Origin of the sequence: Methylobacterium ajmalii (genome assembly GCF_016613415.1) — a bacterium.
GTDB classification, from domain to species: Bacteria; Pseudomonadota; Alphaproteobacteria; order Rhizobiales; family Beijerinckiaceae; genus Methylobacterium; species Methylobacterium ajmalii.
This window is the reverse complement of record NZ_JACWCT010000150.1, coordinates 19,018-30,597: the sequence shown is the minus strand read 5'-3', so window position 1 is coordinate 30,597 and position 11,580 is coordinate 19,018. Positions and strand designations below refer to the sequence as shown.

General features: G+C 71.4%; 6 protein-coding genes and 1 pseudogene. 3 read left to right on the top strand and 4 right to left on the bottom strand.

Annotation, left to right across the window (positions count from 1 at the left end; genetic code table 11):
- A pseudogene (locus HPY23_RS26915) lies at positions 1-346 on the bottom strand (hypothetical protein); the annotation flags it as partial.
- Between the two features lie 239 nt (positions 347-585).
- A complete protein-coding gene (locus HPY23_RS26910) occupies positions 586-2,073 on the bottom strand; it encodes a sigma-54-dependent transcriptional regulator (RefSeq protein WP_060850657.1) in 1,488 nt (495 codons plus the stop codon).
- A 315-nt stretch (positions 2,074-2,388) separates the two neighbouring features.
- On the opposite strand from HPY23_RS26910, the gene HPY23_RS26905 reads away from it, so the two are divergent.
- A complete protein-coding gene (locus tag HPY23_RS26905; protein WP_091889338.1) occupies positions 2,389-4,257 on the top strand; it encodes a M3 family oligoendopeptidase in 1,869 nt (622 codons plus the stop codon).
- Between the two features lie 318 nt (positions 4,258-4,575).
- Here HPY23_RS26905 and HPY23_RS26900 read toward each other — a convergent pair whose 3' ends face one another.
- The gene (locus HPY23_RS26900) at positions 4,576-6,174 is read right to left on the bottom strand and encodes a gamma-glutamyltransferase family protein (protein ID WP_091889336.1); all 1,599 of its coding nucleotides are present in this window, start codon (positions 6,172-6,174) and stop codon (positions 4,576-4,578) included.
- 234 nt (positions 6,175-6,408) lie between these two features.
- Between HPY23_RS26900 and HPY23_RS26895 the strand changes: the two genes are divergently transcribed.
- The gene (locus tag HPY23_RS26895; protein WP_060850654.1) at positions 6,409-6,588 is read left to right on the top strand and encodes a hypothetical protein; all 180 of its coding nucleotides are present in this window, start codon (positions 6,409-6,411) and stop codon (positions 6,586-6,588) included.
- Between the two features lie 13 nt (positions 6,589-6,601).
- Positions 6,602-8,161 (top strand): OpgD/OpgG family glucan biosynthesis protein, encoded by a 1,560-nt coding sequence (locus HPY23_RS26890; protein WP_060850653.1) that lies wholly within the window; start codon positions 6,602-6,604, stop codon positions 8,159-8,161.
- Between the two features lie 265 nt (positions 8,162-8,426).
- Here HPY23_RS26890 and HPY23_RS26885 read toward each other — a convergent pair whose 3' ends face one another.
- Positions 8,427-10,946: a glycogen/starch/alpha-glucan phosphorylase gene (locus HPY23_RS26885; RefSeq protein ID WP_091889334.1), complete on the bottom strand. Its 2,520-nt coding sequence runs from the start codon at positions 10,944-10,946 to the stop codon at positions 8,427-8,429.
- Between the last annotated feature and the right edge of the window lie 634 nt (positions 10,947-11,580).

The following is an 11,580-nucleotide window of genomic DNA, read 5'->3' as shown; positions in this document are numbered from 1 at the left end:
CCTCGGGAGCGGGCGGGCTCGCGGCGGCCGGCGGCGTCGCCGGCACGGCCTCGGGCGAGACCGCGGCGGTCGCGGCCTTGCTCAGGTCGGGCTTGCTCGGGTCGACCTTGGGAGCCTCGACTTTGGGAGCCTCGGCCTTCGGGAGCGCGGCCTCGGGCGGGCTCGCGGCGGCGGCCCTGTCCGGGATCGTGGTGACCGCGGGGAGCGGCGCGGCGGCCTCGCCGGCCGTCGCCACCGCGGCGACGCCCTCGGCCCGTGCGCCCGGCTGGCCGGGCTGGGCCGCCAGCAGCACCGCGAGGGTCGCCGCTGCGCCGACATTCCGGCCGGTCCTGCGCTTGGGAGCCATGGTCCTCTCCTCGAAGCCGCGGCCGGGGAGCGGCCACGCTGGATAACTCGATCAGTCAGCACGTCGGTGCAGGCCGCACCATCGCATGGCTGCCACACCCGGGCGGAATGCCGCCCGGCCTCGTGCACGACGTGCGCCACGGCACGCGACAGTGTTCGCCGCGCGACATCGCTCGCGCTCCCCCGGCAGGAGAGCCCAGAGCCCGTCAAATGCGGTTTTCTTCGGACCGGACGGCAGAATCAGGCGGCGTCTTCCGCCTTCTCGTCGTCGAGGCCGAGTTCCTTCAACTTGCGATAGAGGGTCGAGCGGCCGATACCGAGCCGGCGCGACACCTCGGACATTCGCCCACGATAGAATTGCAGGGCATAGCGGATGATCTCGCCCTCCAGCCCCTCCATCGTCTTCATCTCGCCGGTCTCCTCGGCGACGAGGGAGAGGGCGTGGGGGTCGCGCACCTCGACCCGGACGATCTCGCGCACCGGGGCCGGCGCGGTGCCGGGCTCGGGCGAAGCGGGCGCCGCGGGGATGCGCACGTCGAAGCCCTGGACCTGGGCGGCGATCTGCGGGAATTCCGCGATCGTCAGCTCGTCGCCGTCGGCGAGCACCACGGCGCGAAACAGCGCGTTCTCGAGCTGGCGCACGTTGCCGGGCCAGTCGTAGCGGGTGATCAGCGCCATCGCCTCCGCGGCGATGCCGCGGACCCGCTTGCCCTCCTCGGCCGCGAACCGGGCGCAGAACGAGCGGGCGAGGTCCGGGATGTCCTCGCGCCGGGCCCGCAGGGGCGGCAGGGTCATCGGGAAGACGTTGAGGCGGTAGTACAGGTCCTCGCGGAAGCGGCCCTGCTTCACGAGGTCGAGGAGCGAGCGGTTGGTCGCCGAGATCAGCCGGATGTCGACCCGCACGCTCTTGCGCCCGCCGACCGGATCGACCTCGCCCTCCTGCAATGCCCGCAGGAGCTTCACCTGCGCGTCGAGGGGCAGTTCGCCGATCTCGTCGAGGAAGAGCGTGCCGCCCGAGGCCTCGACGAACTTGCCGAGATGGCGCTCGGTGGCGCCGGTGAACGCCCCCTTCTCGTGGCCGAACAGGGTCGATTCGACGAGGTTGTCGGGGATCGCCCCGCAATTGACCGTGACGAACGGCTTGCCGCGGCGCTCGCCCGAGCCCTGGATCGCGCGGGCCAGCACCTCCTTGCCGACGCCGGACTCGCCCTCGATCAGCACCGGGATGTTCGATTTCGCCGCCCGCTCGGCGAGCCGCATCACCCGGCCCATGTCGGGGCTCTTCGAGGTGAGGTCGCGGAACGACAGGGCGCCCGACGCCCGCCGGCGCATCCGCCGGATCTCGTCCTGGAGCTGGTCGACCTGGAGGGCGTTGCGGATCGAGACCTGGAGCCGCTCGGGCCCGGCGGGCTTGACCACGAAGTCGATCGCGCCGGCCCGCATCGCGTTGACGACCGCGTCGATCGAGCCGTTCGCGGTCTGGACGATGACCGGCGTGTCGATGCCGGCCTTGCGGAGTTCCGCCAGCACGCCGAGCCCGTCGAGGTCGCCCGGCATGGCGAGGTCGAGGAGCACCACGTCGATGCCGGCATCGGGGGCGCGCAGCGCGTCGAGTCCGGCGGTCCCGCTCTCGGCGACCGCCGCGTCGTACCCGAGGCGCCGCACCATGGCCTCCGCCAGGCGGCGCTGCACGGGATCGTCGTCGACGATGAGGACCGTGGTGGTCATCTGCTCTCCTCGGTGGCCGGGGCGGCGGGTCGCGCCGCCCGGGCCTCGTTCCGTGTCCGGCACCGCGCTCCGGCGAGGGGGCGGCACGAATCGCGGGGCTGTTTCGTTTCGAGCCGCATGCTGCGCCACAACCGTAAAGTCGCCCTTAACGCCAACGGACGGTTCCCGGCCCGCGGGCCATCCGGCGGCACGGCACGTGCTCTGCCGATCCTTGCGCGGCAATCGCCGCCGCCTCGGTTGATCGCGGGCCGGTGGGAGCCGATATGTCCCGGCGCACGCCCGACACCGCCTTCGCGCCCCGAGAGGAACACCCCCATGCCCCAGAGTGCCGCCGCGCCGTCGGACAGCGCCCTGAGCACCGCCCAGGCCACGGCCCGCGCCGTCGATCTCGGGCCGCTGCCGGAATGGGACCTGTCGGACCTCTATGCCGGTCTCGACGACCCGGCCTTCGCGGCCGACCTCGCGCAGGCCGAGGCCGAGTGCCGGACCTTCGCGGAGAGCTATCGCGGCCGCGTCGCCGACCTCGTCGCGGGCGACGGGGCCGCCGACCGTCTCGGCACCGCGGTCGCCGCCTACGAGGCGATCGAGGACCGGCTGGGCCGGCTGATGTCCTATGCCGGCCTCGTCTACTCGGGCGACACCACCGACCCGGCCCGGGCGAAGTTCTACGGCGACACCCAGGAGCGCCTGACCGCCGCGGCGAGCGACCTGCTGTTCTTCACCCTCGAGCTCAACCGGATCGAGGACCGGCTGGTCGACGCGGCCGCCGCCCACCCGCCGCTGTCGCGCTACCGCCCCTGGCTCGAGGACATCCGCCGCGAGAAGCCGCACCAGCTCAGCGACGAAGCCGAGAAGCTCTTCCTCGAGAAGTCGGTGACCGGCCGCGCCGCCTGGAACCGGCTGTTCGACGAGACCATCGCATCCCTGCGCTTCCCCCTGCGGGGCGAGGAGCTGACGCTGGAGCCGACCCTCAACAAGCTCCAGGATCCGGACGAGACCGTGCGCCGGGACGCGGCCGGCGCGCTCAGCAGCGTGTTTCGCACGAACCTGCGGGTGTTCACGCTGATCACCAACACGCTCGCCAAGGACAAGGAGATCTCCGACCGCTGGCGCGGCTTCACCGACGTGTCGGATGCTCGCCACCTCGCCAACCGGGTCGAGCGCGACACCGTCGAGGCGCTGGTCGCCGCCGTGCAGGCGGCCTATCCTCGCCTGTCGCATCGCTACTACAAGTTGAAGGCGCGCTGGTTCGGCCGCGACAGCCTGGCCTACTGGGACCGCAACGCGCCGCTGCCGAAGGTCGAGCAGCGCACGATCCCCTGGGCCGAGGCGCGCGAGACCGTGCTGTCGGCCTACGGCGCCTTCTCGCCCAAGATGGCCGAGATCGCCCGGCGCTTCTTCGACGGCGGCTGGATCGACGCGCCGGTGCGCCCCGGCAAGGCGCCGGGCGCCTTCGCCCACCCGACCGTGCCCTCGGCCCATCCCTTCGTGCTCGTCAACTACCAGGGCAAGCCGCGGGACGTGATGACGCTCGCCCACGAGCTCGGCCACGGCGTGCACCAGGTGCTGGCGGGCCACAACGGCGCCCTGATGGCCCCGACGCCGCTGACGCTGGCCGAGACCGCCAGCGTGTTCGGCGAGATGCTGACCTTCCGGCGCGTGCTGGAGGCCACCACCGACCCGGTCCAGCGCCGGGCGATGCTGGCCGCCAAGGTCGAGGACATGATCAACACGGTGGTCCGCCAGATCGCGTTCTACGCCTTCGAGCGCAAGGTCCACCTGGCCCGCCGCGAGGGCGAACTGACCGCCGAGAAGATCTGCGAACTGTGGATGTCGGTCCAGGCCGAGAGCCTCGGGCCGGCGATCCGCCTCGACGAGGGCTACGAGCCCTACTGGGCCTACATCCCCCACTTCATCCACTCGCCGTTCTACGTCTACGCCTACGCCTTCGGCGACTGCCTGGTGAACTCGCTCTACGGCGTCTACCAGGGAGCGAACGGGGCGCCGGCGGCGGAGGAGGCCTTCGTCGAGCGCTACTTCGCGCTGCTCGCCGCCGGCGGCAGCCGGCCCTACGGCGAGCTTCTGGCGCCGTTCGGGCTGGACGCCCGCGACCCGGCCTTCTGGCAGATCGGCCTGTCGATGATCGAGGGCATGATCGCCGAGCTGGAGGCGATGGAGGTGTGAGGGCGCCGGCCGGCGGCCGACGACCCGGCCGTCGCGTTTCAGGGTCGCGGATCGGTGGGTGAGGACTGCCAAGCCTCTCCTTGTCCCACTCGCGGCCTCATCCTGAGGTGTCAGTCGATCGCGGATCGACTGACCTCGAAGGAGGGCTCCAGGAATCTCCGTACCTGCTGGAGGCCTCCTTCGAGGTCAGCCCGTCTTCGATGGGCTGACGCCTCAGGATGACGGTGTGGGTTGGACGAAAAATCTCCCGCGATACGGGGATCGTTGGTCGAGGGGCCTGAGAAGAGGCAGGAGCCGCTGCCGAAAACTCAGGGCACCTCACACCCCCGCCGCCCCGCCATCCGAGCGTGGATCGTGGGTCGCCTCGATCCGGCCGTTGCCCGGGTGGCGCACCAGCAGGCCGGCATGGCCCAGCGAATCGATGTAGGAGCCGCCCAGCTCCTCGACCTCGTGGCCCATCCGCGACAGCGCCGCGATGCAGGCCGAGTCGAACCGGTCCTCGACCTTCACGGTCATCGAGTCCGCGCCCCAGGTGCGGCCGAACAGGAGGCGCGGCGCGTCCACCGCCTCGGCGACGCCCATGCCGTAGGTGGCGTAGCGGGTGAAGACCTGGGCCTGGAACTGCGGCTGCCCGTCGCCGCCCATGCTGCCGTAGGACATGACCCGCCCGTCGGCGAGCACGGCGAGCGCCGGGTTGAGGGTGTGGAACGGCCGCCGCCCCGGCTCCAGCGGATTGACGGCCTTCGGGTCGAGCGAGAACGCGATGCCGCGGTTCTGCCAGGTGAGGCCGGTGCGCGGCAGGACGAGGCCTGAGCCGAACTCCCAGTAGACCGACTGGATGTAGGAGACCGCGACGCCGTTGCCGTCGATCGCTCCCATCCACACCGTGTCGCCGTCGCCGACCGGGCGTACGGGATAGGGCGAGGCCCGGTCCATGCGGATCGCCGCGGCCTCGGCCGTCAGTCGCTCCGGCGCGAGGAAGGTCGCGGGGTCGTGGCGCAGGCGGTCGAAGTCGGTCACCACCGCGTCGCGGACCCGGAAGGCCCGCTTCGTCGCCTCGATCAGGCCGTGGTAATGCGCCGCCGTCTCGGGCCGGATCGCGCCCAGCCGCTCGTAGAGGCCGAGGATCATCAGCGCCGCGAGGCCCTGGCTCGGCGGCGGGCAATTGTAGACCGTCCCGCCCGAGAGCTTCAGCGACAACGGCGCCCGCGATACCGCCCGGTAGCGCGCGATGTCGGCGCGGGTGACCGGGCTGCCGGCCCGCTCCAGGTCCGCGGCGACCTCGCGGCCGACATCGCCGCGGTAGAAGTCGTCGAGCCCGGCATGGCCGAGCTGTTCGAGTGTCGCGGCGAGCGCCGGCAACGCACGTTTCACGCCGGCCTTTGGCGGCTCGCCGTCGACCAGGAAGGTCTCCTTGAAGCCCGGCTGGTCGTGGAGCGTGTCGAGCTCCTTCGGCACATAGCGCGCCTCGGAGGCCGAGACCGCCACACCCTCGCGGGCGTGGCGCACGGCGTCGGACAGGATCAGGTCCAGGGGCAGGCGCCCGCCGAGGTCGCGGGCGATCCCGTGCGCGACGGCCCAGCCGCCGACCGCACCGGCCACCGTCAGGGCCGCGTCGGGCCCGCGCTCGGGGATCGTCTCGTAGCCCTTGTCGCGGTAGCGCTTGATGGTCGCGAGGCTGCCGGCCGGCCCGCAGGCCTCGATCGCCCGCACGACGCCGTTCGGCCCGCGGATCAACCAGAAACCGTCGCCGCCGAGACCGTTCATGTGGGGGTAGACCACCGCGATGGTCGCTGCCATGGCGAGCATCGCCTCGACGGCGTTGCCGCCCTCGGCGAGGATCGCCCGGCCGGCCTCGGCGGCGAGATGGTGGGGGGCCGCGCAGGCGGCGCGGGGGAAGACGGGGGTTTCGGGCATCGGCGGTTTGGACGGCTCTCGGCTCGGATGACGGGCGGCTTGCGATGACGTTACGAAATCGACGGGCAGGGGCCCGCGCGGTTGCGCGCAGCCGCCGGTTCAGGCTAGTCCCCGGAGCCATGAAACGATAGGCGCCTCGCGCGCCCGTCGCCCCGCCACACAGCACAAGGGTCAGGCCGCGTGCCCGCATCAGCTTCCCTCAAGCCCCGCAGCCTCGTCACCATCCTCAGCATCATGGTGCTGGTCGGCGTCGAGGTGTTCGCGGTGGCCATCGCGGCGGGCTGGGCGCTCGCCGGCATCTTCGAGCTCGGCGACACCGTCGGCCACATCCTGATGGTGCTGTTCAGCCTCTGCGCCCTCTACATCATGGTCCAGCTCTGGCGCCGGGCGACCAGCATCGAGCCGATCCGTTAAGGCGCGACCCCCGATGATCGACCGTCGTTCGCTGCTCGCCGGCGCCGCGCTCCTGCTCGCCTCCGGCCCCGAGGTCATGAGCGCCGAGCTGCCCCTCGGCACGCCGGAGCCCTTCGGCTTCGAGGCCCTGAAGGCCCGGGCGCGGGAGATGGCGGCCAAGCCCTACGCGCCGCCCGCGATTCCCGACCGCGACGTGCTGCAGGCGATCGACTACGACGCCCACGGCAAGCTGAAGTTCAAGCCCGACCACGCCCTGTGGGCGGACGGCCCGAGCGCCTTCCCGGTCACGTTCTTCCACCTCGGCCGCTACTTCCAGAAGCCGGTGCGGATGCACGTCGTCGAGGGGGGCCAGGCCCGCGAGATCGTCTACGATCCGGCCGCCTTCGAGATGCCGGCGGATTCCCCGGCGAGGCGCCTGCCGCCGAATCCGGGCTTTGCGGGTTTTCGCTTCCAGGAGCGCCGCGGCGGTCCGCTCGACTGGCGCCGCAACGACTGGGTCGCCTTCCTCGGCGCCTCGTATTTCCGGGCGATCGGCGAACTCTACCAGTACGGCCTGTCGGCCCGGGGGCTCGCCCTCGACACGGTGATGCCGGACCGCCCCGAGGAATTCCCGGACTTCACCCATGTCTGGTTCGAGACCCCGGCGGCGGATTCCGACACCGTCACGGTGATGGCGCTGCTCGACGGCCCCTCGGCCGCCGGCGCCTACCGCTTCAGGATGCGCCGCACCAAGTCGGTGGTGATGGACATCGAGGCGAGCCTGCACCTGCGCAAGGATGTCGGCCGCTTCGGCCTGGCGCCGCTGACCTCGATGTACTGGTTCTCCGAGACCGCCAAGCCCACCGCCGTGGACTGGCGCCCGGAGGTGCACGATTCGGACGGGCTGGCGCTCTGGACCGGCACCGGCGAGCGGATCTGGCGCCCCTTGCGCAACCCGCCCCGCACCATGGTGTCGGCCTTCTCGGACGAGCGTCCGCGCGGCTTCGGGCTGATGCAGCGCGACCGCCTGTTCGACCACTACCAGGACGGCGTCTACTACGACCGCCGGCCCTCGCTCTGGGTCGAGCCCCTGGGTGATTGGGGCAAGGGCAGCGTCCAGCTGGTCGAGAACGCCACCGACGACGAGATCCACGACAACGTGGTGGCGATGTGGGTGCCGGCCGAACCCGCCCGCGCCGGCTCCTCGCACGACCTCGCCTACCGCCTGCACTGGGTCGCGGGCGAACCCTACCCGAGCAACCTCGCCCGCGTCGTCGCGACCCGCGAGGGCAATGGCGGCCAGGCCGGCACCGACCGGCCGAAGGGCGTGCGCAAGTTCGTGGTCGAGTTCCTGGGCGAGCCGCTCGGCCGCCTGCCCGCCGGGGTGAAGCCGGAGGCCGTCCTCACCGCGTCGCGCGGCACCTTCCCGCTCGCCCGCACCGAGGCGGTGCCGGACGACGTGCCGGGCCACTGGCGCGCCGAGTTCGACCTCGCTGTGACGGGCGCGGAGCCGGTCGAGCTGCGGCTGTTCCTGCGGCGCGGCGACGAGACGCTGAGCGAGACCTGGACGTATCAGTATATTCCGGCGGCGTGAGCCTGCCTCGACGGATTTGACACGCGCCATTGTCATCCCGGGGCCGCGAAGCGGAACCCGGGATCCATAACCGCTGACGTTTCAGGATGATGCGGAACGCTGACCGCTTCGTTCGGCAGCGTCAGTGGTTATGGATCCCGGGTTCTCGTCTTCGACGAGCCCCGGGATGACACGGTAGAGCGAAAAGGTCGGTGACAGATATCCAAAGGAGAAGCCCCGCGGCTCGCGCCGCGGGGCTTCTCTTTTCGTCCAGGGTCGGAGGGCGTCAGCCCACCCGCACCCGCCAGATCTCCTCGGCGTATTCCCGCATCGTCCGGTCGGACGAGAACCACGCGGTCCGCGCGGTGTTGAGGATCGCCGACTTCCACCAGGTCTTGGGCCGGCGCCAGGCCGCATCGACCTCGCGCTGGGCGCGCCAGTAATCGTCGAAATCGGCGGTGAGCAGGAAGCGGTCGCCGTGAGTCAGTTCGTCGACGAGCGGGCGGAAACGGCCCGGCTCGCCCGGCGAGAACCCGCCCGCGGCGATCATGTCGAGGGCGCCGCGCAGGCGGGCCGAGACCGCGATGGCCCGCGAGGCGTAGCCCGGCTGGGCCTGGACCCGCTGGACGCCTGCCGCATCGAGGCCGAAGATGAAGATGTTGTCGGGACCGACATGGTCCTTGATCTCGATGTTGGCGCCGTCGAGCGTGCCGATGGTGAGCGCGCCGTTGAGAGCGAGCTTCATGTTGCCGGTGCCCGAGGCCTCGAGGCCCGCGGTCGAGATCTGCTCCGACAGGTCGGCGGCCGGGATGATCGATTCGGCGAGGCTCACCGAGTAGTTCGGCACGAAGGCGACCGTCAGGCGGCCGGCCACGTCCGGATCGGCGTTGACGCGCTTGGCGACGTCGCTGGCGAGCCGGATGATCAGCTTGGCCTGGTGGTAGCTCGGCGCCGCCTTGCCGGCGAAGAGCTTGACCCGGGGCGTCCAGTCGCGGTGCGGCTCGGCCTTGATCGCCTGGTAGAGCGCGACCGTCTCCAGGATGTTGAGGAGCTGGCGCTTGTACTCGTGGATGCGCTTGATCTGGACGTCGAACAGCGCGTCGGGATCGAGGGCGATGCCGGTGCGCTCCTCGACCACGCGGGCGAGCGCTTCCTTGCGCTCGCGGCGCACCGCCGCGTAGCGCGCCTGGAAGGCGGAATCGTCGGCGAAGGCGGCGAGCCCTTCGAGGTGGCGGGGATCGTCGAGCACCTTCGCGCCGACCGCCTCGACGGCGAGCGCGGTCAGGCCCGGATTGGCGTTGTGGAGCCAGCGCCGGAAGGTGATGCCGTTGGTCTTGTTGACGATCTTGTCGGTGTCGAGGGCGTGGAGCGGCGCGAACACCGTCTGGCGCATCAGCTCGGTGTGGAGCGCCGAGACGCCGTTGACGCGGCGCGCGCCCAGGAAGGCGAGGTGGCCCATGCGGACCCGCTTGCCGTGGCTCTCGTCGATCAGCGAGACCTCGGCGAGGTGCTCGGGCGAGCTGCCGTGCTTCGACACCTCCTCGAGGTGCATCCAGTTGATCAGGTAGATGATCTGCATGTGGCGCGGCAGCAGCCGCTCCATCAGCTCCACCGGCCAGGTCTCCAGCGCCTCCGGCATCAGGGTGTGGTTGGTGTAGCCGAGCGTCTGGGTGGTGACGTGCCAGGCATCCTCCCAGGACAGGCCGTGCACGTCGACGAGGAGGCGCATCAGCTCCGGCACGGCGATGGCCGGGTGGGTGTCGTTGAGCTGGATCGCGGCGTGGTCGGGCAGCGAGCGCAGGTCGCCGCGCTCGGCGACGTGGCGGCGCACCAGGTCCTGGAGCGAGGCCGAGGTGAAGAAGAACTCCTGGCGCAGGCGCAGCTCCTGGCCGGCCGGCGTGCCGTCGCTCGGATAGAGCACCCGCGAGATCGCCTCGGCCCGGGCGCGCTCGGCCACCGCGCCGACATGGTCGCCGGCGTTGAAGCGGGCGAGGTCGATCGCGTCCGGAGCGCGGGCGGCCCAGAGGCGCAGCGCATTGACGTGCTTGGCTCCGCGGCCGATCACCGGGGTGTCGTAGGGCACGGCGCGCACGGTCTCGGCCGGGCGCCAGACGCGGCGCAGGGTGCCGTCGGGCTGGACGCTCATGGCGACGTCGCCGCCGAAACCGACCTCGCAGGCGGCCTCCGCCCGCTCGAACTCCCAGGGGTTGCCCTCGGCGAGCCAGGTCTCCGGCACCTCGCGCTGGACCCCGTCCTCGATCACCTGCCGGAAGAGGCCGTGGTCGTAGCGGATGCCGTAGCCGTAGGCCGGAATCGCGAGGCTCGCCATGCTCTCCATGAAGCAGGCGGCGAGACGGCCGAGGCCGCCATTGCCGAGCGCCGCGTCGGGCTCTGCGCCCGCCACCGCCTCGAGGTCGACGTCGAGGCCGGCGAGCGCCGCACGCACGGTCTCGGCGACGCCGAGATTGCCCATCGCGTCGGACAGCAGGCGGCCGATCAGGAATTCGAGGGAGAGGTAGTGCACGCGCTTGGGCGGAACGATCCCGGCCGAGATGGCGCTGGCGGCGACCGCCCGGTCGCGCAGCGCCAGCGCGGTCGCCACGAACCAGTCGCGGTCGCGGGCGGTGGCGGGCGTCTTGCCGAGGGCGTAGGCGAGCTTGGCCAGGATCGCGGTGCGCATCACCGTGACGTCGTCGCCCGCGGGCACCGCAGGCGCGGCCTGCGGCATCCAGGAGCGCGGCGCCTCGGCGGCATCCCGCGAGGTCTCGTCGCGGCGGCGACCGGTCAGAACAGCATCGTTGAGCACCTGAGGAACCCCCTTCCTTGCCGTAGGTCTTCAGTTGTTGCAGCGCGATCTCGCGTCGCGTGCTCTGCAGCAAACCTTCGGCCACGGCAGCATCGTGTGGCTGTGGAACGGCGATGTCGAGACGCCGGGATCAAGCTTGACCACACGATTGTTCGCGTGTTGCTGTCCCGACACGTCTCACGGAAACGCGACTTGATTTTGGCGAACCGGCCTGAAGCGAGTGTGAACGCCTCGGAGACCGTCCGCACCTCCGACCTTAGGGTTAGGCGATGCCCCTAGGGAAGAGTTAGCCGGCGGGGCAGGGTTGCGCCCCCGGTCTGGCCTCGGGGCTGCCGTTTCGGCTCTTTCCGGCGGGTCGGCGTCATGCCCCTGTCTTGGCACGCCGCGATCTTGGCACGCCGTGAATCTTGGCGAGCCGTGATGCAGGATCGCCACGCTCTCGCCCCCGCGCGGGCGATGGGGGAACCGGAGGCGGGGACGCGGCTTCCCGCAAGGAAGCCGGCCGAAAATATTCGATCGCGGGCATCATGATCGCACGCGATGTATAACGGCGCTCGCCCGCCTCCTCAACCCCGGCCCGGTCCCGGCCGCATCCCGGCCCGCCCGCCGTCGCGGCGCCGGCAGGCCCGTTCCG

What these genes read in the sequence shown, in the direction of transcription:
- HPY23_RS26900 (WP_091889336.1), bottom strand. Translation starts at nt 6,174, where the DNA reads ATGCCCGAAACCCCCGTCTTCCCCCGCGCCGCCTGCGCGGCCCCCCAC.
- HPY23_RS26910 (WP_060850657.1), bottom strand. Translation starts at nt 2,073, where the DNA reads ATGACCACCACGGTCCTCATCGTCGACGACGATCCCGTGCAGCGCCGC.
- HPY23_RS26895 (WP_060850654.1), top strand. Translation starts at nt 6,409, where the DNA reads ATGGTGCTGGTCGGCGTCGAGGTGTTCGCGGTGGCCATCGCGGCGGGC.
- HPY23_RS26890 (WP_060850653.1), top strand. Translation starts at nt 6,602, where the DNA reads ATGATCGACCGTCGTTCGCTGCTCGCCGGCGCCGCGCTCCTGCTCGCC.
- HPY23_RS26905 (WP_091889338.1), top strand. Translation starts at nt 2,389, where the DNA reads ATGCCCCAGAGTGCCGCCGCGCCGTCGGACAGCGCCCTGAGCACCGCC.